Below are 21,621 nucleotides of genomic sequence, written 5' to 3' on the forward strand. Positions count from 1 at the left end.
GTTCCCCGCCGGGAGGGCGGGGAACGCGCTTGGTAGCTTTTACACTTCCCGCCGCATATGCGGGAACAAGATCACATCCCGGATCGACGGGCTATCGCTGAAGAACATCACCAAGCGGTCGATGCCGATACCTTCGCCGGCGGTCGGGGGCAGGCCGTATTCCAGGGCGCGGATATAGTCGGCGTCGTAGTGCATCGCCTCCTCGTCGCCGGAATCCTTGTCCTCCACCTGCCGTTTGAAGCGCTCGGCCTGGTCCTCGGCGTCGTTCAACTCGGAAAAGCCGTTCGCCAACTCCCGCCCGCCGACGAAGAACTCGAAGCGGTCGGTGATGAAGGGATTGTCGTCGTTGCGCCGGGCCAGGGGCGACACTTCCGCCGGATATTCGGTGATGAAGGTCGGCTCGAACAGCTTGTCCTCGACGGTCTTCTCGAAAATCTCGGTTTGGACTTTCCCCAAGCCATCGCCCGCCGCGATCTTGATCCCCAAGCCTTGGGCGATGCGGACGGCGCTGTCGCGCTCGGCCAAGTCTTCCGCCTTGATGTCGGGGTTGTAGTGCAAGATCGATTCCAGCACTGTCATCCGCCGGAATGGCTGGGACAGGTCGTAGGTTGCGCCTTGATAGGGAATCTCCAGCGTCCCCACGAGGCTCTGGGCGATGCCGCGCAGCAGTTCCTCGGTCAGGTCCATCAGGTCGCGGTAATCCGCGTAAGCCTGATAGAACTCGATCATGGTGAACTCGGGATTGTGCTTGGTCGATAAGCCTTCGTTGCGGAAGCTGCGGTTGATCTCGAACACCTTCTCGAACCCGCCCACCACCAAGCGCTTGAGATAAAGTTCGGGCGCGATCCGCAGGTACAAATCCATGTCCAGCGCGTTGTGATGGGTGACGAAGGGCTTGGCGCGGGCGCCGCCCGGAATCACCTGCATCATCGGGGTTTCCACTTCCAGGAAGCCGCGCTCGGCCAGGAATTCCCGGATATGGCGCACAATGGCGCTACGCAGCAGGAACACCCGCCGCGAATCCTCGTTCATGATGAGATCGACATAGCGTTGCCGGTAGCGGGTTTCGTTGTCGGTCAGGCCGTGGAATTTCTCCGGCAAGGGCCGCAGCGACTTCGACAACAGGCGGATGTTGTGCGCCTTGAGCGACAGTTCGCCGGTCTTGGTTTTGAACAGCGTGCCCTCGACCCCGACGATATCGCCCAAATCCCAGCCCTTGAACGCCTCGTAAGCGCCTTCCGGCAGCCCGTCGCGTTGCAGGAAGATTTGGATGCGGCCCGACATGTCTTGGAGATGCGCGAACGAGGCTTTGCCCATAATGCGCTTGGCCATCAAACGCCCGGCCAGCTTGGCGGGCAGGGCTAGTGCTTCCAGGTGTTCGGCGGTTTCCTCGCCGAATTGGGCGTGGAGTTCCTGCGCCAGGGCGTCGCGGCGGAAATCGTTGGGGAAGGCCACGCCCTGTTCGCGGATCGCGGCCAGCTTCTCGCGGCGCTGGGCGATCAGGCGGTTGTCTTCTTGGGCCGCTTCCGCTGCCGATGTTTCTACTTGTGCTTCGTTGCTCATCTTATAAACCACTCTTCAAACTGGCCTCGATGAAGGGATCGAGGTCGCCATCCAACACGGGCTGCGGGTTGCTGGTTTCATAGCCGGTGCGCAAATCCTTGATGCGGGATTGATCCAGCACATACGACCGGATTTGGCTGCCCCAGCCGATATCCGACTTGGAATCCTCCAGCTTCTGCTTCTCGGTGTTGCGCTTCTGGATTTCCATTTCGTAGAGCTTGGCGCGGAGTTGCTTCATACACCAATCGCGGTTGGCGTGCTGGGAGCGCTGGCTCTGGCATTGCACCACGACGCCGCTGGGGACGTGGGTGATACGCACGGCGGATTCGGTGCGGTTGACGTGCTGGCCGCCCGCGCCCGAGGCCCGGTAGACATCGGTGCGCAAATCGGCGGGGTTGATGTCGATGTCGATGTTGTCGTCGATCTCGGGCGAGACGAACACCGAGGAGAACGAGGTGTGGCGGCGGTTGCCGGAATCGAACGGCGATTTCCTGACCAGGCGGTGGACGCCGGTTTCGGTGCGCAGCCAGCCGTAGGCATATTCGCCCTCGAAGCGGATGGTGGCGCTTTTGATACCGGCCACGTCGCCGGAGGATTCTTCCACCAGTTCGGTCTTGAAGCCGCGGCGCTCGCCCCAGCGCAAATACATGCGTTCCAGCATCGCGGCCCAGTCCTGGGCTTCGGTGCCGCCGGAACCGGCTTGGATATCGAGGAAGGCGTTGTTGGGGTCCATTTCGCCGGCGAACATGCGGCGGAATTCGAGTCCCGCGACTTGGGATTCGAACTTGGCGAGGTCGGCGGCGACCGATTCGACGCTGTCCTCGTCGTTCTCTTCCACGGCGAGTTCGAGCAGTTCCTCGGCGTCGGCGATGCCTTGTTGGAGGGAATTAAGGGTGTGGACCACGCCTTCGAGCAGGGTGCGTTCCTTGCCCAGGGCTTGTGCCAGTTCGGGCTTGTCCCAGATTTTGGGGTCTTCGAGTTCGCGGAGAACTTCGGTCAGGCGTTCGGCTTTGATTTCGAAGTCAAAGATACCCCCTAAGGGCTTCCTGGCGGCCCCTCAGGTCTTTGATTTGGTGGTAGAGCGGGTTGAGTTCGCGCATGGTCGTTGGGGTTTCCTGTGCTGGTTAAAGGGGTGGGGATGCTAGCACAGAATGGGGGAGGGATTGGCGTTATAGCAAGCTGAAGCCGTGCCCGTCCGGTAGCCGATAGCGGGGAAAACCGGCGGTATCCACCGCCATGATTTCGGTGATGCCGGTTTCGACCGCGACCCAGTAGAGCGAGGCGTCGGCGAAATCCATTTCGTGCTTGCTTGCTTCTGTGTAGCGCTTAATCCATTTCCTCATTTGCGCGGTTAGCCGGGCAATTCAGACGGGGGCGAACCCTATGGATAGGAACATGATGCTTCTCTATGGTGTGAGCTGACCAAGGTTTTTGGGTCCCAAGATAGGGGTTGGTGGGTAGATTATTGGCGAAGTCTGGCGATAGTATCCTGGTGTTTGTATCTTAGCGGTGATCAATAGATGATTTTTTGTGAGTCATTATATGGGGGGTGGTATATGTTTTTTTGATGCATTTGTATATTTATTAGAATATTTGAAATTTCTTAGTATTGCTGTCATAAGTAACACTTGAGAAACAAGGGTTATAATCTGCGTTTTGTCGTTTGCCAAAATTCGATATCAGACTTATCATCAGATCGGGAGTTCGATCATGAGTTTGGGGTGCTGCAAAATGGTTAACTTGCCATCGGCTCTGCGATGATACTGTTTGCAGGGCTAGCGTCGGATTCCAAAGTTTTCGGATTCATTGCCGCGCTGAGTAAAGGCTTGCCAGACTGGCTTTATATCTAAGAAGTCGTGCGGTTTTTTGTATCTTCAGGCCTGTCACACAGAGGGGTGGCATAAAAAAGGTTCCAAACCCCGAAAGTAGGTGGCTGGTCCGGAGATGAATGGCAATATGATTATGGTATAAAATATGAATACTGTGGTAGATAAGTTCGTTATTCCTGCGCAGCCTAGTATTATGATAGAGTTAAACGGGCTGCTGAATAATGATGGTGTAAATATGGATACTATTGCGGAGGTTATTGGTAAGGATCCCGCGTTATCCGCAATGATGCTAAGAACCGTTAATACCCCGTTTTTTTCCCGAGGCCGTAAGTTTAATTCAATTAAACAAGCCACTGGCGTCATGGGGTTGGGTTGCATAAGAAGAGTTATGTTGAGTGCGGTTTTTAAAAGTCAATATTCAAAAATCAACGCAAAGAAGATGGAGCTGTTTTGGAGGCATTCTGAACTTAGTGCGATAGCATGTGAGATTATAGCGAGATGCTGTTATCCTGAATTGTCGGAGAGCGCTTATCTTGCCGGTTTGTTCCATGACTGCGCAGCACCGCTTTTTATCCAAAAATATGATGATTATTGTGAGTTTTTTAATAAGCATATCGAGAAAAGTGATAGCAAAATCGTAGACGAAGAAAATCGACGCTATTCTATAAATCACTGCATTATTGGAAATAGGTTTTGTAAAGCTTGGTCTCTTCCTGAAGTGGTTTGCTCTGGGATACTGTATCACCATGCCTCTTTGGAGAGGTCTACAGGTTTTAGTGAGGCCGCTCAGGCAAACACGTTAGTTGAAAAAATGGTCGCGATTCTTGCTGTCAATGACAAGATAGTCCAGAGGTTCGATTTATCGAAAAAGACTATAGCAATATCTTTGGATGAATATATGGAAAAACATAATGTTTTTATCGAGATATTAAGCATTGATAAGGATGATTTGTTGAATATAAAAGAAGATTTTCTGGATAAGGCATTTGGAGCCTGAGCGTCACCCAAGTCGTATGGGTTAAGCAAAAGCCCTTTCTTTCTCTAGGTCGGCAGCTTGTATGGTGGGTTATCGACATAACAAAACATACGTGTTTTAAATCTGGATATAACTCTATGGTCACTATGTACAGGACAAAACCCGCAATGCCCAGGCGAACTCATCGGACTTCTCGGTTGGGTTCAGGACGGTGTTGCGAAGGAAGTCGAGTCCGTGGCGGAAGAGGGACTTGAGGGGGCGCGACAGCGTTTTTTTTGACGGACGGGGCTGGGGCCGTCGTGGAGCAGTTCGCCGGTGCGGTAGGACCAGGCGAAGGCCAGGGCAAGCAGGCCCATGAGCTTGGCGAGGCGCTTGGGGTCGGTGAGGTGGGTATCCTCCAAGTTGAAGCCCCTGGATTTCAAAGCGCCGAACAGGGTTTCCACTTGCCAACGGTTGGCGTAGGCGTCGATGGCCCCGGCCTGTGGGGTGCCGGAGGAGGCGATGAACAGGAAGCCGCCGTCGTCGAGGCGCAGGGCGGAGAGGTGGACGAAGCAGCCCCACACCGGACGGCGCCCGACCAGGCGGTGGGTCTCGCCGGGCCGGAGCGAGCCGAACAATTGGTCCAAGCGCATCATCCGGATCCAACTGTTGGGAACGCGGGTGTCGCGCTTGAGGCGCTGGTGGAAGGGAATGCCCTTCTGTTGCAGCCAGCGGAACCAGTCCTCGCCGATGAACTCGCGGTCGGCCAGCAGGGCGGCGATCCGGGCGGTGCCGAAGACCTTCAGGAAGCGCTCCATCAACGCGATGCGCTCGGCGGTGTCGGAGTTCCCCGCTTTGCCGAGGACGCTCCAGAACACCGGCACGGCCATCCCCCGGTGGGCGATCCCCAGGACCAGGAAGTTGATCTCGGCCAGGCCGAACTTCCAGTTCGTGCGGTCCAGGGTCAGCCGCCAGGGGCCGTCGCCGACCGGGACCAGCCGCACCAACAGGCGGGCGAGGACGTCCTGGTCCAACTCGAACGCGCGGAAGAAGCGCTGGAGCCGCTTGTAGTGGGACTCCACCTTGGCCGGACCGCCGAAGCCGGTGGCGAGTTCCGCCAGGTTGACGCTGCGCACCTTGAGCAGGGCCAGCAGGAAATGCGCGAGGAAGCCGATCCGGGCCCCGTGCCACGGCAAGTGCTCGGACAGGACGGCCTTGAGGTCTTGATGAGGGTCAGCCATCGGAGGTAAAAGCCGGATAGTTTACGCCTTTGGCAATCAAGCAGTTAGGTTTTTGTCCTGTACTTAGCTATGGTCAACACCGCACTGAAGGAAACCGACTGCCGCCTCAAGAAATTGGGCAAACAAATCAGCAGCCTGGGCGAGAAATTCGGCAGTTTCATCGAAGGGCTGGTCCTGCCGTCCATGCAGAAAATCCTCAACGAACGCTTCGGGATGCAAATCGTCAGCCCCAGCGTGCGGGCCTACACGAACAGCGACCAGAATGTCGCCTATACGTCGAAGTCAAAAGCCATTTGCGCCCCGAGGCCATCGCCCAGATGAAAACCATCCTGAAGGATTTCAGGGAGTTCTTCCCCGAGCATCGGGATAAAACGGTATATGGCATCCTCGCCGCCGTGGACATCAGCGAAAAAATGCGCGAGGAAGTATTGAAAGCCGGGGTTTATGTCGCGGAAATCACGATGGCGTGTTCAGGCTGGATATGCCGGAAGGGTTTCAGCCGATGGCGTATTGAGCCTGGATTCGGTGCGGGACCGTGGCGAATATTCGGTTGCCAAGCACGTCCGGCGGGAATGACACCCTTCCCTATCCTACGAACGGGATAGGGTAGACCATCGCTTCACCGCGCCCTTGGCGACGATGGGTTTTCTGCGGTTCAGCAGATGCCGGGTTGATCGGAGTAGAATCCGGCTCGAATTTCAACCTTTGTCTATTGCCAGGAATGGATTCCTATGGACATTTTCAACGTGGACGTATCGTCCCCCGAAATCTGGTTCTCTTTCCTTGCCCTCGCGTTCATGGAAATCGTGTTGGGTATCGACAATATCCTATTCATTTCCATCCTGGTGGCCCAACTCCCGGCCGCCCGGCAGTTTTCCGCCCGCGTGGTCGGCCTGAGCTTCGCGCTGGTGCTACGGGTATTGTTCTTGATGGGCGTGGTCTGGCTGACCCGTTTGGTGGAACCGGTGGTCGAGGTCGCCGGGATGGCGTTCTCCTGGCGCGATCTGATCCTACTCGCGGGCGGTGTCTTCCTGATCGGCAAGGCCACCACCGAAATCCATGGCACCGTCGAAAGCCGGGAAGCGGACACCAAGGCCGCGTCCGCCCGGCTGTTCGGTCTGGTGATTGTCCAGATCGTATTGCTCGACCTGGTTTTTTCGGTCGATTCGGTATTGACCGCCATCGGCATGAGCGACGTCCTTGGGGTGATGGTGGCTGCGGTATTCGTCGCCATCGTCGTGATGCTCGTGGCTTCGGGGCCGCTGTCGAGGTTTATCGAGCGGCATCCGACCACCAAAATGTTGGCGCTCGCCTTTTTGCTGATAATCGGCATTGCCTTGGTTGCCGATGGGCTCGAATTCCACATTCCCCGTGGATATCTTTATTTCGCGATAGTCTTTTCGGCCTTCGTCGAGTTCCTGAACTTACTGCGTGGGCAACGGCGAAAGCCCGGCAAAAACCCATCGACCCTCCAGGAAAGGCGGGGTGGGTAATTGCGTTGGGGGAATAGTGGTATACTGGATTGTTCTCAGATATGCCCGTGAATCACACCATCTATCCAGGCTGATGCGGAGAGTTAGGCCAACGGCTTCGGCCTATGAACTGCGGTCGAGCAACTCCCATTGCTGATGTTGCAATAGCCGATCCCGCTCGTTCGAACAATCCGCGCTAGGCATTGCCAAACAATCTTCGTATTCCCCTTCCAAGACAGCCTCATGATCGTATTTGGGCGGACTGGGTGTATAAGAGATGCAGCCCGTAATGATCAGGGTTATGGTCATGATGAGAGTGGCTATAAGCTTGTTCATGGATGGACTCCTTTGATTTTGAATAATAAAAAGGTAGCCATTGTTAATCCCAAGGGAGTAACTCGTAAAACTTCGACAGCGTAGATCGAATTAAATTCCGTGGTCACTGCGGCGGCCATTTCCAGCTATGATGCGAGACGGCATTGATTGGAGCTATCCTGGAAAAAACCGCCAAACTTTCCGGGAAATTGTTGCCAAGCGCATTCAGCGCGAAAGACACACCCGTGTTCGACAGGATTTACCCGCTTTTTTCCGGGAGTCCGGTCTCCGGCCCCGGCCTATCGAAGACACATTCCAGGGCTTGACAAGCCCGGCTTTCCCCACTAAAGTTTCGACACGAAACAATAGTGGTCTGGGCTTTTGCCATCATCGTTCCCCGGTTTTTCTCGATGCCGCCCTGGATGCATATACGGCGCGGATAGATAGGGTATTGTCCAAAGGTTTTGACCCTACCGGAATCGGTATTTATGGCCTGGGGCTATTGTGGGCATGTCAACAACCCAAAGAGAGAGGAAACAGCTATGAGCGCACAAATCGGCGAAGAGAAAGATTTGTTCTGGGGCTATGTGGCGCTGGTGACCACATTACTGGTGGTGGTGGTGGCGATGGTCAAGTTGAGCGAGAACGATAAATACGATCCCATCCGCCAGCAACAGGCGGAAGAGGCCGCGCAGATGAATATCCGCGTCATCCATTGATCGGGAGGGCTGGACGATGAATATCACGATAAAATCCGGTTTGGCCCTGGCGGCGGTGCTGGTCGCATACTGCGGCAGCGCCCCGGCCTCGGAATATATCTACCGCGACCTATTGGGCAATACCTTGGCCTCGCGGCAATGCGCGGCCAAATCCGACGCCGAACAGCGGGCCAGCGATGCCTATACTATCGGTAAGTTCGCCAAGCGTTTCTGCGAAACCCAGGGCTATGGCTGGTATGTATCGGAACAGAAAGCACCGGGCAGGCTGGTTTGCGAACCCTGCGCCGGGGCCGACACGGGATATCGCTGCCATGTGGAGGATGTCGAGGTATCTTGCAAGCGGCTCAAACCCGGCTCGGCGGGGTTGATTCCCGGTAAAAGCTAGGGCATTCCAGTTTAGGCTTACCCCTCGGCCGTAGAGTGGGCATGTGCTCATGCCCACCATTTTTAGGTTATCCAAGTGGGCACGGAATACCTGCCCGCCTTTCCCCCGAAGTCGCGGCGGGCCGGGAATACCGGCCCACCCCACGCTATCCCGCCAATTCCCCTACCAATTTCTCCACGAACCCAAGTTTCGCCTCCGGTCCGTCGAAGCTGGCCGTGAAACGCAGCTTGTCCGGCCCGTCCAGCTTGTAGACCTTGGGCTGGGTTTGGATCAAGCGGATCACCTGGATCGGATCGATGGACGGATTGGGATGGAACAAAATCCGCCCGCCGCCCGGCCCCGCCTCGATCTTGCGGATACCCAGCTTCTCCGCCTTGAGCTTGAGCGCGGTGATGGCGAACAGCACCTTGGTCTGCGGCGGCAACAGGCCGAAACGGTCGATCATCTCCACTTGCAGCGCCCTTAAACCTTCGTCGTCGCGGGCGTTGGCGATGCGCTTGTACAGCACCAAGCGGGTGTGGGCGTCCCACAGGTAATCGTCGGGGATCAGGGCCGGGGCTTGCAGATCGATCTCGGGGCCGGCTTCGTGCGGGAGCAGGTCGAGGTCGGGTTGCCGCCCGGATTGGAGTGCTTCCACCGCCCGTTCTAGCATTTCCGTATACATCGTCAGGCCGATTTCCTGGATTTGGCCGCTCTGTTCGTCGCCCAGCAATTCGCCCGCGCCGCGGATTTCCAAATCGTGCGAGGACAGCATGAAACCCGCGCCCAGTTCGCCGCTGGCCTCGATGGCTTCCAGGCGCTTGATGGCGTCGGCGGTCATCAGGCTCTTGGGCGGCACCATCAGATAGGCATAGGCCCGGTGGTGCGAGCGCCCGACCCGGCCCCGGATTTGGTGCAATTGCGCCAGGCCCAGCATATCGGCGCGGTTGATGACGATGGTGTTGGCGCTGGGCACGTCGATGCCACTCTCGATGATGGTGGTGCAGATCAGCACGTTGAAGCGCTGGTGGTAGAAGTCCAGCATGATGTTTTCCAGTTCCCGCTCCGGCATCTGGCCGTGGGCGGTACGGATGCGGGCCAAGGGCACCAGCTTCGCCAATTCCCGCGCCATCTTGTCCATGGTCTCGATCTTGTTGTGGAGGAAATAGGCCTGCCCGCCGCGCTTGATTTCGCGCAACAGGGCTTCCTGTACCAAGGCGTCGTCCCATTCGCTGACGAAGGTCTTGATGGCGTGGCGGTTGGGCGGCGGGGTGGCGATGATGGAAATATCCCGAAGTCCCGACATGGCGAGGTTCAAGGTGCGCGGGATCGGGGTCGCGGTCAGGGCCAGGAAATCCACCTCGCTCCTCAGCTTCTTGAAATGCTCCTTCTGGGTCACGCCGAAACGGTGTTCCTCGTCCACGACCACCAGCCCCAAATCCTTGAACTTCACATCCTTCTGCAACACCTTGTGGGTGCCGATGAGGATATCGAGCTTGCCTTCGGCCAATTCCTTCAACGCTTGCTCCTGCTGCTTCTTGCCGACGAAGCGCGACACGGTCTCGACCCGGATCGGCCAATCGGCGAAGCGGTCGCGGAAGTTCTGATAATGCTGCTGGGCCAGGAGGGTGGTGGGCACCAGCACCGCCACCTGCTTGCCGTTCTGCACCGCCACGAAGGCGGCCCGCATCGCCACCTCGGTCTTGCCGAATCCCACATCGCCGCACACCACCCGGTCCATGGGCCGGGGCGAGGCCATGTCGCCCAGGCAATCGAGGATGGCGCTTTCCTGGTCCGGGGTTTCCTCGAACGGGAAGGCGGCGGCGAAGGCCAGATATTCCTCGGTCTGGGTTTGATGGCCGAAGCCGAGCCGGGCGGCGCGTTTGGCGTGGATATCGAGCAATTCCGCCGCCACGTCGCGCACCCGTTCCAGAGCTTTGCGGCGGGCTTTGCGCCATTGTTCGCCGCCGAGCTTGTGGAGGGGGGCCGCGTCCGGGTCGGCCCCGCTGTAGCGGCCGATCAAATGCAGCGAGGACACCGGCACGTAGAGCTTGTCGCCGCCCGCGTATTCCAGGGCCAGGAATTCGGTGTCGATGCCGCCCACGGTGAGCTTGGCCAGTCCCAGGTAGCGGCCCACGCCGTGGTCCTGATGCACGACCGGGGAGCCGACATCCAGTTCTTCCAGGTTGCGGAGGAGTTGGTCGAGCTTATGGCCCCCGGCGCGGCGGCGGCGGCGGCGCTGCTGGACTTTCTCGCCGGACAGCTGGGTTTCGGTGACGATGGCGAGTGGTGGTTCCGCCAGCCATAGCCCGTGGTCCATCGGCGCGATGACCAGGCACGGGCCTTCGGGCCGGTCGAGGAACTCCCGCCAGCTTTCCACCACCTTGGGCCGCAGCCCGGCCTTGCCGAGTTGTTCCAGCAAAGCCTCGCGGTGGCCGGCGGTCTCGGCCACGAACAAGACCCGGCCTTGCAGTTCGGCGATGAAGGCGGAAAGGGCGGCGGCGGGTTGTTTTTGCTTGGGATCGAGGGCGAGCGGGGGCAGCGGCTTGCAGGTGTAGACCGTGCCTTCAGCGCTCGAATCCGCCGGGTCGATTTCGATTCGGGGATAGGCCGAGAGCCGTTGTTCCAGCGTTTCGGGGTCCAGGAACAGCGTCGCGGGTAGCAGCGGCGGCTTGTCGATATGGCCGGAACGCTGGCGGTAACGGGCTTCGGTTTCGGCATGGAAGGCGTTGGCGGCGGCCCGCGCCGCCCCGCGCAGCACCACCACCGCGCCCTTGGGCAGGTAATCGAACAGGGTTTCCGTGGTATCCACGAACAGCGGCAGGTAATACTCGATCCCGCCCGGCGCGATGCCCTTGCTGACCTCCAGATACAGCGGATTATTGGAAGCCGCCTCCGGGAAATGGACCCGGAACGCCTTCCTGAAGCGCTTGATGGCGTCTTCGTCGAATGGGAATTCCCGCGCCGGGAATAGGTTGATCTCGCCGACCTTCTGCGCCGAGCGTTGGCTTTCGACATCGAAGGTGCGGATCGATTCTACTTCCTCGTCGAACAGTTCGATGCGGTAGGGCACTGCGCTCCCCATCGGGAACAGGTCGAGGATGGCCCCGCGTACCGCGAATTCCCCATGTTGCAACACCTGCGACACGCATTGATAGCCGACGCTTTCCAGGCGTTGGCGGGTTTCTTCCAGGCTCAGGCGGTGGCCCGGTTTCAGGACGAAGGTATTGCCCAGGACGTGGCTGCGCGGCGTCAAGCGTTGCATCAGCGTCGCCACGGGAGTGAGCAACACGCCCTGTCCGGCCCGCGCCAGTGCCGCCAGGGTCTTCAGCCGCTCCGACACGATCTCGGGCAGCGGCGAGAAAATATCGTAGGGCAGGGTTTCCCAATCCGGGAAGTGCAGCACCGGGGCCGCCCCGCCCAGGAAGAAGGCGATCTCGTGTTCCAAGCGCACCGCCGTTTGGGTGTCCTCGGTGGCCACCAGGAACAGCCGCTTTTCCCGCAACACCGCCTGGGCCAAGGCCAGCGCGTCGGCACAGCCCAAAAGGTTCCGCCAAAGGGCCGGGCCGCCCTCGCCCTGGGTGGAAGCTGGGGTCGTGGGAGTCAAAGGAGTGGTGGGGGAGGCTGGGGTCATGCTGGGAAATCCGTGCGGAGGCTATTCGGGAATCCGGGGATTATCGCCGGAAATGGCGGGAAAATCCTTCATGCGTGCGGGTCCAACCGGTAAGTTCGGAATGAACAGGCATGCTGATAGTTTAAGCCAGGGGATTTGCCGGGGTGGGATTCCTTGTATTGCCGCTCCCGCCCGCAGGGATCGGCCACTATTATCGCCGCTTTGGCGGGAGCGGCCCGTGGGCCGCGCCGTCGGCGAATCCTGGGCCGCCGCCAGGGTGCTAGGGTGGGTGGTATGTCGGCACGGAAAGCTTGGGATTGCCCGGCGTAATGGGCGGCTTGCCAAGACCGGGCCTTGGGGAATGGCTACGGTCGGCCCCGCCATAAGGCATCGGCGCATTAAAAGCTAACCCTGGGAAAACTTGGAGGCCCCCACCAAGAATTGTTCTCATATGACAGAATTCATAATATACTATGGACGTGTTAACTGAGATGGTTAACATGCCCCCAGTCCTAAATCCAAACATAGAGGTTTCCCATGAAGAGCAACTTTGCCGAGTTTTCCGAATCAGAGTTGGCCAGTATGATCGACAATGCCCAGAAAGCGCTGAGGGAGAAACACGATAATAAACGCAAGGAAGTTGTTAACAAAATCAAAGAGTTGGCGACATCCATCGGTGTGAACGTGGATATCACCGAAATCACCAAGCCGGTGGGAAGAAAAGGTAGCAAGGTTCCGGTGAAATATCAGAATCCCCAGAACCTTTCCCAGAAGTGGACCGGGCGCGGCATGAAGCCCAAGTGGCTGCAAGCCCTGCTCGAAGAAGGCCGTGACATCAAGGAATTCGAACTCGGCGCTTGAACCGACGAATCCACGTCCCCCGGCGGAATGCCGGGGGACGTTTTTTTATGCCCGGAGGTTTTGGACGGCGGCTATCGGTGGATGGTCGGTATGGACATTGACGCGGGGAGGAAATTCCCGTGCCCGGAGAATAACCCCACTATTGGGCCTTGGCTCAAAACGCCCGATTCCCTTGTCGTAGGGGATCAATACCCCCAATTCCGGCCCAGGGTCCGGTTCTTATCGGCACGTTAAAAACGCTTGGCCAAGCACAATAAGCCGGGCGGCCCATGGGCCGGATCGAGGGCGATATTGGGGTATCCGCCGGGAACGCGCCTCCACGGGCCGATGCCGAGGATCAATCCAGGAAGCGCCGGGTCAGGCCGCCGTATTCGTCGATCCGGCGGTCGCGCAGGAAGGGCCAGATGCGCCGCACTTCCTCGGAGCGGTGGCGATCAATATCCACGATCAGCACCCGGCTTTCCTGGGCGTCGGCCCGGCACAGGAATTCGCCCTGCGGACCCACCGCGAAGCTATTGCCCCAGAATTGGATGCCGGGGCTGTGCCCGCTGGGGTCGGCTTCGTGGCCGATGCGGTTGCAGGCCACCACCGGCAGGCCGTTGGCGACCGCGTGGCCGCGCTGCACCGTGACCCAGGCTTCCAACTGGCGCTGGCGCTCGGCCTCGGGGTCGTCCGGGTTCCAGCCGATGGCGGTGGGGTAGAGCAGGAGGTCGGCCCCAGCCAGGGCCATCAGCCGCGCCGCTTCCGGGTACCACTGGTCCCAGCACACCAGGACGCCCAATTTGCCCACCGAGGTGCGGATCGGCGCGAAGCCCAGGTCGCCGGGAGTGAAATAGAACTTTTCGTAATAGCCCGGATCGTCCGGGATGTGCATCTTGCGGTATTTGCCAATCAGCGAGCCATCGCGTTCCAGCACCACGGCGGTGTTGTGGTAGAGGCCGGGGGCGCGTTTCTCGAACAGCGAGGCGACGATGACCACGCCGAGTTCCTGGGCCAGCGCGGCCAGGCTGCCGGTGGTGGGACCGGGGATGGACTCGGCCAGATCGAAGCGGACGCAATCCTCGGTTTGGCAGAAATAAGGACCGAGGTGTAATTCTGGCAGCAATACCAGTTCCGCGCCCTGCGCGGCGGCCTCGCGGATACCTTGGAAGGAGATTGCCAGGTTGCGGGCGGGGTCCGCATCGCCACAGGTTTGTTGGACGAATCCCAGTTTGAGCGTGGGGTGCATGGCTTGGGGAATCCTCGGGGGCTAAAGCGGGAATTGCATGGTCATGCAATGCAGACTGCCGTATTGACGAATCAAGGGTACACAATCGATGCCGACCACCTCCCGGCCTGGGAAACAACCGGCCAGCCGTTCCAGCGCGATGGCGTCGGCGGGATCGTTATAGGTGGGCACCAGGACCGCGCCATTGATAATCAGGAAATTGGCATAGGTGGCGGGTAGGCGGTCGCCCGCCTCGCTATGGATCGGTTGGGGTATGGGCAGTGGCACTAGGCGGTAGGCCGTCCCGGAATACGTGGTGAAAGTCGCGAGTTGCGCCGCCATCCTTTGGAACTCGGGATATAAGGGGTCTTCCGGGTTTTCGACGGCGGTATAGGCGAGGGTATCGGGCGTGCAGAACCGGGCCAGGGTGTCGATATGGGCGTCGGTGTCATCGCCTTCGGCGTGGCCGTGTTCCAGCCATAACACTCTTTCCGCGCCGAGATATTCCCGCAGCCGGGCTTCGATTCGGGCTTGATCGAGGGAGGGATTGCGGTTGGGGTTCAACAAGCAGCGGGTGGTGGTTAACACGGTGCCCAGCCCGTCGGATTCGACGCTGCCGCCTTCCAGCACGAAATCCACACCGGCCAGGGGTATATCGCCCAGCAATCCCGTGGCATAAAGGTTCCGCGCCAAGGCCGCGTCGGCACCATGTCCGTATTTACCGCCCCAGCCGTTGAAGCGGAAATCCAGGAGTTTCCGTCCGCCTTCCGGGGTCGCGACCGAGAGCGGCGCGGTATCCCGTACCCATACATCTTCATAGGGCAGTATCGCGTAGTGGACCCGCCCGGTATCGACGCCCCGCCCGGCCAGCATCGCGGCGATCCGGGCGCGGTGGGCCGCGTCGCAGCAGGCGACGATCAAGGTTTCCCGCCGGGCGATTTCCGCGCCGATATGGGTGTAGGTTTGTTCCACGGCGGCTAACCAGGGTTGGAAGTCGCTTTCCGGGTAGGGCCAGGCGATGAGGGTGGCCGTTTGTTCGGCCCATTCGGGGATCAGGGTGGCGGTGGACATGGGGTTCACGGGAGCTGTTTTTCTCTGGGTAATCGCTAATTTCGATATTCTATCGTAAAACCGGTATGCCATCGACATAGTGGCTTTTCAGATCGCCGCGCTTGTCCGTGCGGGCGGCGCGGAATGGACCGGAGCCGGGTGCCGCCGTCCGGGGGTGGGACGCTCAGAAATAGCGGGAATAGGGTTTTTGATGCGGGCGCGGCGGGGCGTTCCTGAGCGCTTTCCCCAACAGGTAAACGCTGAGGCTGAGCAGGGTCGCCAAGCCGCCGAATCCGCCATAGAGGATCAAGTCCCGGCCACCCTCCCGGCCCAGGGTGCCGATGAACCCGACCAGGGAGATGCCGATAAAGCCCAGGCTGACCAAACCGCAATAAAGGGTGGCCATCGCGCCCAAGGCCATGAGGATCAGGCCCAGGAAATTCTTCATCGGATCGCGCCCTCCTCGACTGGTGTTGGCGCTGCCAGGAGGCTGCCGCCTCAACGCGGCGGGAATGCCCGTGGCGGTAGCGCGTCCAACAGCGTTTCGATTTGCCCGGCGTCCAACCAAGGGCCGAGATCGTGCCGCAACGCCACCGCCATGGTGTCGGGATGGCCGGCCAGCAGTGGGACGCAACGGTGGATTTCGGGTAGCAAAGTGCTGCCCGCCGCCGCCACGGCCCGGCGCAGGGTGGCGAGGTCCGGCCCGGTGGCATCGCCGTCGGGCGTTTGGGCCTGTACCGCTTTGGACAGGTCGATCAACACGGCGAACAGCTGTTCCGCCGCCGCCGCGGACAATCCTTGCCGGGTGGCGTCGGTCCGCGCCTGCCGCAAGACCTTGGCTTCCTGTGCCGGGTCCGTGAGCGCTACGCCCTCGCGGCGCTTGGCGGCGGCGACCTCGGGCATCAGGGCGAAACGCCGGCCCAGGGCCGCCGCGATGGAGTCCGCGCAGGATTGTGCCGCGGGCGGGGAGGCGGTGGGGAGGGGCGGCGGTTTCGGAGCGGCGCAGGCCGCGAGCAGGAGGGGAGTGGCGAGGAGGCCGGTGGCGAGGCATCGGGGAGTCATGGTGGGGAGGCTTGATGGAGGAAGATTGGATAAAACGCCGCTCCTTGTGCGGGGAACGGCGCTCCGGGCACACCGCTTGCTTATTTCGCCACGCCGCAGGCGATCCGCCCGCCGCCCGGCTGGTCGGCGTAGTTGTCGGCCTCGGCATGGATCACCAAGGCCCGGCCCGCCAAATCGGCGACATGCAAGCGCTTGGCCGTGACCGCCGTCTGGGTGCCGCCATCCGCCGCCACCGTCAGCAGGGGCAAGTCGCCCAGGTGGCCCGCGCCTTCCGGTCCGAGATGCTGTCCAGTCTTGGCGGGATCGTAGTGGCTACCGGCGGCCAGTCCGGCGGCGGGTTTGCCGTCCTTCTCGCCCGGACCGCAGGCCGGGGTTTCATGGACATGGAAACCGTGCGGCCCCGGCGGCAAGCCTTTGAGGTCGGGGGTCAGCACCAGGCCCGCCGGGCCGTCCGCGGCGGTGACGGTGCCCAGGCTTGCACCCACACCTTGAGGGTCGATCTTGTGCAGTTCGAAAACCAAGGGCGCGGCTCCGGCGCCGGTCGTGGCGAGGACCAGCCCCGCCGTCAATAACAGGGATAAACGCATCGCTCTCTCCTGGGATGATTGTTATGGCGAGGCGGCAGTATAGGGGATTTCCCGCATCAGGCGACGGGCCGCTTGAACGCCTCGCCCTCGATTTCCCGCACTAGTTTCGGCACCAGATAACCGGGTAGCGTTGCCCGCAATTCCCGCAGCAAGGCCATGGCCCGCGCCTCGTCCACCTCGAAATGCGCCGTGCCCCGCGCCCGGTCCAAGAGGTGCAGGTAATAAGGCAGGACGCCGTGGGCGAACAGGGTTTCGCCGAGTTCGGCCAGGGCGTCGGCGCTGTCGTTGATGCCGCGCAACAACACGGCTTGGTTGAGCAAGGTCACGCCCGCCCCGCGCAAGGCCAACAGCGCCGCCCCGACCGCGCCGTCGAATTCCCGCGCATGGTTGGCGTGGATCACCAACACCGTCCGCAAACGGCTGTCCGCGAGGTGGCGCAGCAAAGCCCCCGTCACCCGGCTCGGCAGCACCACCGGCAAGCGGCTGTGTAGCCGCAACCGTCGCACCTGGGGGATGGCTTCCAGTGCCGCGACCAGCCGTTCCAAGCGCTCGTCGCCCAGCACCAAAGGGTCGCCGCCGCTGAGGATGACTTCGCGGATGCTGGCGTCCCCGGCGATATGGTCCAGGGCCGCTTGTTCGCGGCTCCGGCCCAACAGATTGTCTTCATACGGGAACTCGCGGCGGAAGCAATAGCGGCAATGGATGGCGCACGCCCCGGTCGCGATCAGCAAGACCCGCCCCCGGTATTTGTGCAACAGGCCGGGGGCCGCCACCGCCGCCAAATCCCCCACCGGATCGGCCAGGAAACCGGGGTATTCCCGGAGTTCCGCGCCCAGCGGCAACACCTGCCGCAAGAGGGGGTCGTCCGGGTTGCCGGGCTCCATGCGGGCGGCATAGCAGCGGGTCACTCGGAACGGGAAATCCAGGGCGGCGGCGTCCAATCCGGGGAAGTCGGCGGGGTCGAGCGCGAGGGATTGGAGCAGGGTTCGGGGCTGGGTGAAGGAGTCGGCCAGTTCGGCCTGCCAGGAGGGATACATCGTGGCTGTGGTTTGGTAAGCGCAAGGCGCTCCATTATAATGGCGTGATTTTTTTCAGCTAATTCAAGCAACGAGGACAGAATGGCGACAGTCAGCACCAACGAATTCAAGGGCGGTTTGAAGATCATGCTCGACGGCGACCCGTACAACATGCTCGAAAACGAATTCGTCAAGCCCGGCAAGGGCCAGGCGTTCAACCGCGTGAAGCTCCGCAACCTCAAGACCGGTCGCGTCCTGGAGCGCACCTTCAAGTCGGGCGACACCTTCGAGACCGCCGATGTGGTCGATACCGACATGCAGTACCTTTACAACGACGGCGAGCGCTGGCATTTCATGGTGGTCGAGACCTTCGAGCAATACGAGGCCGACGCCGCCGCCGTGGCCGACGCCGCCAAATGGCTGAAGGAACAGGATGTTTGCCAAGTCACCCTGTACAACAACGCGCCCATCGGCGTGATCCCGCCCAATTTCGTGGAACTCAAGATCGTCGAGACCGATCCGGGCGTCCGCGGCGACACCTCCGGCGGCGGCGGCAAACCGGCCACCCTGGAAACCGGGGCCGTGGTGCGCGTGCCCTTGTTCATCCAGACCGACGAGGTCATCAAGGTCGATACCCGCAAGGGCGAATACGTGTCCCGCGTCGGCAAATAAGCGCCGGTTCGCCGTGGGCGGTTGCCAGGCCGCGATTGGATCGAGCCAATCGCGGCCTTTGTTTTTGGGAGGGAGATTGTGAGCGCCGACCTTGATTGGATGCCGGCTTGTTCCCTGGACCTCCTGCGGCGGCGGGCGGAACTGCTGGCCGCGATCCGCCGCTTTTTCGCCGGGCGCGAGGTGCTGGAGGTCGAAACCCCGCTGCTCTGCCACGCCGCCGTCACCGATCCCAACCTGCACGCCTTCGCCACCCGCTTCCTGCCGCCCGGTGCCCGCGAGGGCTGTGGGCTGTATCTGCAAACCTCCCCCGAATTCGCCATGAAACGCTTGTTGGCGGCGGGCAGCGGCTCGATCTACCAAATCTGCAAAGCCTTCCGCGACGAGGAAGCCGGGCGCTACCACAACCCGGAATTCACCCTGCTGGAATGGTACCGGGTGGGCTTCTCGCTGGCCGATTTGATGGACGAGATCGAAGCCTTGTTCGCCGCGGTGTGCGGGGCGGGTTATCCGCTGGCGGTTGCCGAGCGCCATGCCTATGCGGACCTGTTCCAGCGCCATCTGGGCATCGATCCCTTGAGCGCCGATATTGCCGATTTCGTGCGCTGCACGGCGGCCCAGGGCTTCCACGAGGCCGAAGCCCTGTGCGGCGAAGACCGCGGCATTTGGCTGGATTTGCTGTTCGGCTATTTCGTGCAGCCGCGGTTGGGGCGGGGCCGGGTGGCGTTTGTCTACGACTATCCCGCTTGCCTGCCGTCGCTGGCCCGCAAGCGCCCGGACGATCCGCGCGTGGTGGAGCGGGTGGAGGTGTTCCTGGAGGGCATGGAACTCGGCAACGGCTTCCACGAATTGGCCGACGCCGTGGAGCAGGAGGCCCGGTTCGAGGCCGATCTGGCGGAACGGCGGGCGCGGGGCGCGGTCTTACCGCCCAAGGATGGCCGGTTGCTGGCGGCTTTGAGCCATGGCTTGCCGGATTGCTCGGGCGTGGCGGTGGGCTTGGACCGCTGGTTGATGTTGCTGGCGGGGGAGCAAGCCATCGGGGGGGTGCTGGCGTTTCCGGTGGACCGGGCTTGAAGCGCCCGGCCACATCTTGACGTCGCAAACCTGGGTGTCGCGTCCGCCCGAAGCCCCGGACTGGCCGGCTTTACGCCGCCATCCCTTGTTCGCCTATGCCGAAGCCTTCCTGTCCAGCCCGGAACTGGCCGAAGCCCTGCTCGCCCCACTCGCCGGGGAAACCGCTCTGACCGTGGCGCTGCTGGCCTACGCGGTCCAGCCATCTCCCGGTTTTATAAGGAAAAGGCTATTTGCTCATCCTCTGGGCGCAGAACGCCTGATGCTCGGCGATGGCCTGGGTCTGGTCGTGTTTCTTGCCGAATTTCCGCTGGGCGATATCCAAAGCCCGCGCATACAGTGGCAGGGCGATATCGTGCTGGCCCTTGGCATGGTAGGCGCTGGCCAGGTTGTCGAGGCTCATCGCGACATTGGGATGGTCCTTGCCGAGACTGGATTCGGTGATCTCGAACGCCCGTTTATACAAGGGCAGGGAATTATCGTGGCGGCCCTGCGAGCGGTAGGCGTCGGCCACGTTGTTGAGGCAATCCACGATATTCATATGGTCCTGGCCGTATTTGCGTTCCTGGATCGCCAATGCCCTTTGGTAATAATCCATGGCCTTGTCGGGCTGTTGCTTGGCGGCGTGGATATCCCCGATGCTGTTCAGGGTATCGACCAGTTTGAAATGGGATTTGCCGAATCTCTTTTCGAGGCGGGCCAGGGTTTTCAGGTGCAGGGGCAGGGCTTGGTCGAAGCGGCCCTGCTTGTGGAGGAATGAGGCCAATAACCGGGAGACGTGGAAAACCAGGGGTTTGTAGAACAGCATCAATCCGATGGGCACTACCAGCAACAGGATGGCGCTCAACAACAACAGGGTGATATTACTCATGGGGTAAGCCTATGGGTATTTTGGGGGATGGGGTGGATCACGCTTTGAGGAAACTCAGCCGGATATCCTGGCCGATTTGCCGGGTATCGGCCAGCCGCAATTCATGACGGTCGGCCATGCGGGATAGCCCCGGCAGATGGAACAGGCCGCGGGCTTGGTCGCCCAGGACCACCGGGGCCAGATAGACGATCCATTCATCCACCAACCCGGCCCGCAACAGGGCACCGTTCAGGGTAGGACCGGCCTCGACCAGAACCTCGTTGCATCCGGCCCGGCCCAGCCATTCGACCACCGTCAATAAGTCTATCCGGTCTTCCGCGCCCGTGGGCAAGGCGACCGCTTCCAACGTGGCGGGGATATCCGCCCGCGCCGCGCGGCCCGCCGCCGTGGTCAGGACCACGGTGCGCACCCGGCCATCGGCGAGCCGAGCCGTGGACGGCAGGCGGAATTGAGAATCCAGCACGATGCGGATGGGCTGGACGATTGCGCCCGCATCTTCGCCGAGCCGGGCCGTCAGTTCGGGATCGTCGGCCAGGGCGGTACCGATGCCGGTGACGATGGCCGAACTCCGCGCCCGTAGCCGATGCACATCGCGGCGGGCATCGGCTCCGGTGATCCACCGGCTTTCGCCCGAGGCCATCGCGGTGCGGCCATCCAGGCTCATCGCCAGCTTGCTGCGGAGCCAAGGGCGTCCGGTGGCCATGCGCTGGCAGAAACCCCGGTTCAGGTTCAAGGCGTCGCCCGCCAACAAGCCGCAGGCGGTGTCGATGCCCGCCGCGGCCAAGCGGGCCAGTCCGGCCCCCGCCACCTTGGGATTGGGGTCTTCCAGCGCGGCCACCACCCGCGTTATCCCGGCGGCGATCAGGGCTTCGGTGCAGGGGGGCGTTCTGCCGTGGTGGCAACAGGGTTCCAGGTTGACATAGGCGGTCGCACCCCGTGCTTCGGCTCCGGCCACGGCCAGGGCTTCGATCTCGGCGTGCGGGCCGCCGGCCTTGCGGTGCCAGCCTTCGCCGACGACGCGGCCTGCTTTCACCAGGACGCAGCCTACCCTGGGGTTGGGGTCGGTGGTGTATAAACCGCGTTCGGCGAGGCGGAGGGCGCGGGCCATGTGGTCCGCGTCGGCGCGGGAGAAGGGGGTGTGGGCATTCATGGGGGC

At 61.1% G+C, this 21,621-nt stretch carries 23 protein-coding genes; 9 read left to right on the forward strand and 14 right to left on the reverse strand.

Annotated elements, in window-relative coordinates:
• Positions 1 to 39: 39 nt before the first annotated feature.
• The 3 genes from lysS to B9N93_RS25355 form a co-directional block, all read right to left on the reverse strand.
• Positions 40 to 1,563, reverse strand: coding sequence for a lysine--tRNA ligase (gene lysS, locus B9N93_RS06175; RefSeq protein WP_085211867.1), 1,524 nt, complete (start codon positions 1,561 to 1,563; stop codon positions 40 to 42).
• Between the two features lies 1 nt (position 1,564).
• Positions 1,565 to 2,663, reverse strand: a protein-coding gene (prfB, locus tag B9N93_RS06180) for a peptide chain release factor 2 (RefSeq protein WP_125468866.1) whose coding sequence is annotated in 2 segments (ribosomal slippage) — positions 1,565 to 2,587 and positions 2,589 to 2,663 — 1,098 coding nt in all. Because the reading frame shifts where the segments join, the coding sequence is not laid out codon by codon here.
• A gap of 69 nt (positions 2,664 to 2,732) precedes the next feature.
• Complete coding sequence (locus tag B9N93_RS25355) at positions 2,733 to 2,906, reverse strand: hypothetical protein (protein ID WP_176225153.1); 174 nt, start codon at positions 2,904 to 2,906, stop codon at positions 2,733 to 2,735.
• A 631-nt stretch (positions 2,907 to 3,537) separates the two neighbouring features.
• Here B9N93_RS25355 and B9N93_RS06185 point away from each other — a divergent pair.
• On the forward strand, positions 3,538 to 4,389 hold the full coding sequence (locus B9N93_RS06185) for an HDOD domain-containing protein (RefSeq protein ID WP_085211873.1): 852 nt from the start codon (positions 3,538 to 3,540) through the stop codon (positions 4,387 to 4,389).
• A 182-nt stretch (positions 4,390 to 4,571) separates the two neighbouring features.
• On the opposite strand, the gene B9N93_RS06190 is transcribed toward B9N93_RS06185, so the two are convergent.
• A complete protein-coding gene (locus B9N93_RS06190) occupies positions 4,572 to 5,588 on the reverse strand; it encodes an IS4 family transposase (protein ID WP_085211875.1) in 1,017 nt (338 codons plus the stop codon).
• Between the two features lie 69 nt (positions 5,589 to 5,657).
• Here B9N93_RS06190 and B9N93_RS25945 point away from each other — a divergent pair, with 69 nt between their 5' ends.
• The 3 genes from B9N93_RS25945 to B9N93_RS06200 all read left to right on the forward strand — a co-directional run bounded on the left by B9N93_RS25945 (position 5,658) and on the right by B9N93_RS06200 (position 7,081).
• A complete protein-coding gene (locus B9N93_RS25945) occupies positions 5,658 to 5,909 on the forward strand; it encodes a DUF3782 domain-containing protein (RefSeq protein WP_217807272.1) in 252 nt (83 codons plus the stop codon).
• Positions 5,906 to 6,193 carry a hypothetical protein gene (locus B9N93_RS25950; RefSeq protein WP_217807273.1) on the forward strand — a complete coding sequence of 96 codons (288 nt, stop codon included), beginning with the start codon at positions 5,906 to 5,908 and terminating at the stop codon, positions 6,191 to 6,193. Before B9N93_RS25945 ends, B9N93_RS25950 begins: the two co-directional genes overlap by 4 nt.
• 126 nt (positions 6,194 to 6,319) lie before the next feature.
• Positions 6,320 to 7,081, forward strand: coding sequence for a TerC family protein (locus B9N93_RS06200; protein ID WP_085211877.1), 762 nt, complete (start codon positions 6,320 to 6,322; stop codon positions 7,079 to 7,081).
• 102 nt (positions 7,082 to 7,183) lie between these two features.
• On the opposite strand, the gene B9N93_RS06205 is transcribed toward B9N93_RS06200, so the two are convergent.
• Complete coding sequence (locus B9N93_RS06205) at positions 7,184 to 7,396, reverse strand: hypothetical protein (RefSeq protein ID WP_085211879.1); 213 nt, start codon at positions 7,394 to 7,396, stop codon at positions 7,184 to 7,186.
• A gap of 521 nt (positions 7,397 to 7,917) precedes the next feature.
• Here B9N93_RS06205 and B9N93_RS25360 point away from each other — a divergent pair.
• Entirely contained in the window at positions 7,918 to 8,094 is a 177-nt protein-coding gene (locus B9N93_RS25360; protein WP_176225154.1) for a hypothetical protein, read from the forward strand.
• A 16-nt stretch (positions 8,095 to 8,110) separates the two neighbouring features.
• Positions 8,111 to 8,479: a hypothetical protein gene (locus B9N93_RS06210; protein WP_085211881.1), complete on the forward strand. Its 369-nt coding sequence runs from the start codon at positions 8,111 to 8,113 to the stop codon at positions 8,477 to 8,479.
• A 145-nt stretch (positions 8,480 to 8,624) separates the two neighbouring features.
• Here B9N93_RS06210 and mfd read toward each other — a convergent pair whose 3' ends face one another.
• Positions 8,625 to 12,092: a transcription-repair coupling factor gene (gene mfd, locus B9N93_RS06215; protein ID WP_085211883.1), complete on the reverse strand. Its 3,468-nt coding sequence runs from the start codon at positions 12,090 to 12,092 to the stop codon at positions 8,625 to 8,627.
• Positions 12,093 to 12,608: 516 nt separating this feature from the next.
• Between mfd and B9N93_RS06220 the strand changes: the two genes are divergently transcribed.
• Entirely contained in the window at positions 12,609 to 12,932 is a 324-nt protein-coding gene (locus B9N93_RS06220; RefSeq protein WP_085211885.1) for an H-NS histone family protein, read from the forward strand.
• A 337-nt stretch (positions 12,933 to 13,269) separates the two neighbouring features.
• Here the strand turns inward: B9N93_RS06220 and B9N93_RS06225 are convergent, their stop codons facing one another.
• The 6 genes from B9N93_RS06225 to epmB all read right to left on the reverse strand — a co-directional run bounded on the left by B9N93_RS06225 (position 13,270) and on the right by epmB (position 17,875).
• On the reverse strand, positions 13,270 to 14,160 hold the full coding sequence (locus B9N93_RS06225; protein WP_085211887.1) for a carbon-nitrogen hydrolase: 891 nt from the start codon (positions 14,158 to 14,160) through the stop codon (positions 13,270 to 13,272).
• 21 nt (positions 14,161 to 14,181) lie between these two features.
• A complete protein-coding gene (locus B9N93_RS06230) occupies positions 14,182 to 15,210 on the reverse strand; it encodes an agmatine deiminase family protein (protein WP_085211889.1) in 1,029 nt (342 codons plus the stop codon).
• 163 nt (positions 15,211 to 15,373) lie between these two features.
• Positions 15,374 to 15,637 carry a hypothetical protein gene (locus B9N93_RS06235; RefSeq protein WP_085211891.1) on the reverse strand — a complete coding sequence of 88 codons (264 nt, stop codon included), beginning with the start codon at positions 15,635 to 15,637 and terminating at the stop codon, positions 15,374 to 15,376.
• 50 nt (positions 15,638 to 15,687) lie between these two features.
• Positions 15,688 to 16,251, reverse strand: a complete 564-nt coding sequence (locus tag B9N93_RS06240) for a chorismate mutase (protein ID WP_085211894.1) — start codon at positions 16,249 to 16,251, stop codon at positions 15,688 to 15,690.
• A gap of 80 nt (positions 16,252 to 16,331) precedes the next feature.
• Complete coding sequence (locus tag B9N93_RS06245) at positions 16,332 to 16,838, reverse strand: superoxide dismutase family protein (protein ID WP_085211896.1); 507 nt, start codon at positions 16,836 to 16,838, stop codon at positions 16,332 to 16,334.
• 56 nt (positions 16,839 to 16,894) lie between these two features.
• Positions 16,895 to 17,875, reverse strand: a complete 981-nt coding sequence (epmB, locus tag B9N93_RS06250; protein ID WP_085211898.1) for an EF-P beta-lysylation protein EpmB — start codon at positions 17,873 to 17,875, stop codon at positions 16,895 to 16,897.
• 81 nt (positions 17,876 to 17,956) lie between these two features.
• Between epmB and efp the strand changes: the two genes are divergently transcribed.
• Together efp and epmA are read left to right on the forward strand one after the other, a co-directional pair.
• A complete protein-coding gene (gene efp / locus B9N93_RS06255; RefSeq protein WP_085211900.1) occupies positions 17,957 to 18,526 on the forward strand; it encodes an elongation factor P in 570 nt (189 codons plus the stop codon).
• Positions 18,527 to 18,604: 78 nt separating this feature from the next.
• Positions 18,605 to 19,597 carry an EF-P lysine aminoacylase EpmA gene (gene epmA, locus B9N93_RS06260; protein WP_085211902.1) on the forward strand — a complete coding sequence of 331 codons (993 nt, stop codon included), beginning with the start codon at positions 18,605 to 18,607 and terminating at the stop codon, positions 19,595 to 19,597.
• A gap of 226 nt (positions 19,598 to 19,823) precedes the next feature.
• Here epmA and B9N93_RS06265 read toward each other — a convergent pair whose 3' ends face one another.
• Both B9N93_RS06265 and ribD read right to left on the reverse strand, forming a co-directional pair.
• Positions 19,824 to 20,465: a tetratricopeptide repeat protein gene (locus B9N93_RS06265; RefSeq protein WP_085211904.1), complete on the reverse strand. Its 642-nt coding sequence runs from the start codon at positions 20,463 to 20,465 to the stop codon at positions 19,824 to 19,826.
• A gap of 37 nt (positions 20,466 to 20,502) precedes the next feature.
• On the reverse strand, positions 20,503 to 21,615 hold the full coding sequence (gene ribD / locus B9N93_RS06270) for a bifunctional diaminohydroxyphosphoribosylaminopyrimidine deaminase/5-amino-6-(5-phosphoribosylamino)uracil reductase RibD (protein WP_085211906.1): 1,113 nt from the start codon (positions 21,613 to 21,615) through the stop codon (positions 20,503 to 20,505).
• Positions 21,616 to 21,621: the final 6 nt, after the last annotated feature.

Source organism: Methylomagnum ishizawai, assembly GCF_900155475.1.
GTDB classification, from domain to species: Bacteria; Pseudomonadota; Gammaproteobacteria; order Methylococcales; family Methylococcaceae; genus Methylomagnum; species Methylomagnum ishizawai_A.

Coding starts and splice junctions, on each gene's coding strand:
- B9N93_RS25950 (WP_217807273.1), top strand. CDS start 5,906: ATGAAAACCATCCTGAAGGATTTCAGGGAGTTCTTCCCCGAGCATCGG.
- mfd (WP_085211883.1), bottom strand. CDS start 12,092: ATGACCCCAGCCTCCCCCACCACTCCTTTGACTCCCACGACCCCAGCT.
- epmB (WP_085211898.1), bottom strand. CDS start 17,875: ATGTATCCCTCCTGGCAGGCCGAACTGGCCGACTCCTTCACCCAGCCC.
- B9N93_RS06210 (WP_085211881.1), top strand. CDS start 8,111: ATGAATATCACGATAAAATCCGGTTTGGCCCTGGCGGCGGTGCTGGTC.
- B9N93_RS06225 (WP_085211887.1), bottom strand. CDS start 14,160: ATGCACCCCACGCTCAAACTGGGATTCGTCCAACAAACCTGTGGCGAT.
- ribD (WP_085211906.1), bottom strand. CDS start 21,615: ATGAATGCCCACACCCCCTTCTCCCGCGCCGACGCGGACCACATGGCC.
- B9N93_RS06265 (WP_085211904.1), bottom strand. CDS start 20,465: ATGAGTAATATCACCCTGTTGTTGTTGAGCGCCATCCTGTTGCTGGTA.
- B9N93_RS06200 (WP_085211877.1), top strand. CDS start 6,320: ATGGACATTTTCAACGTGGACGTATCGTCCCCCGAAATCTGGTTCTCT.
- B9N93_RS06185 (WP_085211873.1), top strand. CDS start 3,538: ATGAATACTGTGGTAGATAAGTTCGTTATTCCTGCGCAGCCTAGTATT.
- B9N93_RS25945 (WP_217807272.1), top strand. CDS start 5,658: ATGGTCAACACCGCACTGAAGGAAACCGACTGCCGCCTCAAGAAATTG.
- B9N93_RS06205 (WP_085211879.1), bottom strand. CDS start 7,396: ATGAACAAGCTTATAGCCACTCTCATCATGACCATAACCCTGATCATT.
- B9N93_RS25355 (WP_176225153.1), bottom strand. CDS start 2,906: ATGAGGAAATGGATTAAGCGCTACACAGAAGCAAGCAAGCACGAAATG.
- B9N93_RS06220 (WP_085211885.1), top strand. CDS start 12,609: ATGAAGAGCAACTTTGCCGAGTTTTCCGAATCAGAGTTGGCCAGTATG.
- B9N93_RS06230 (WP_085211889.1), bottom strand. CDS start 15,210: ATGTCCACCGCCACCCTGATCCCCGAATGGGCCGAACAAACGGCCACC.
- B9N93_RS06240 (WP_085211894.1), bottom strand. CDS start 16,251: ATGACTCCCCGATGCCTCGCCACCGGCCTCCTCGCCACTCCCCTCCTG.
- efp (WP_085211900.1), top strand. CDS start 17,957: ATGGCGACAGTCAGCACCAACGAATTCAAGGGCGGTTTGAAGATCATG.
- B9N93_RS25360 (WP_176225154.1), top strand. CDS start 7,918: ATGAGCGCACAAATCGGCGAAGAGAAAGATTTGTTCTGGGGCTATGTG.
- lysS (WP_085211867.1), bottom strand. CDS start 1,563: ATGAGCAACGAAGCACAAGTAGAAACATCGGCAGCGGAAGCGGCCCAA.
- B9N93_RS06235 (WP_085211891.1), bottom strand. CDS start 15,637: ATGAAGAATTTCCTGGGCCTGATCCTCATGGCCTTGGGCGCGATGGCC.
- B9N93_RS06190 (WP_085211875.1), bottom strand. CDS start 5,588: ATGGCTGACCCTCATCAAGACCTCAAGGCCGTCCTGTCCGAGCACTTG.
- B9N93_RS06245 (WP_085211896.1), bottom strand. CDS start 16,838: ATGCGTTTATCCCTGTTATTGACGGCGGGGCTGGTCCTCGCCACGACC.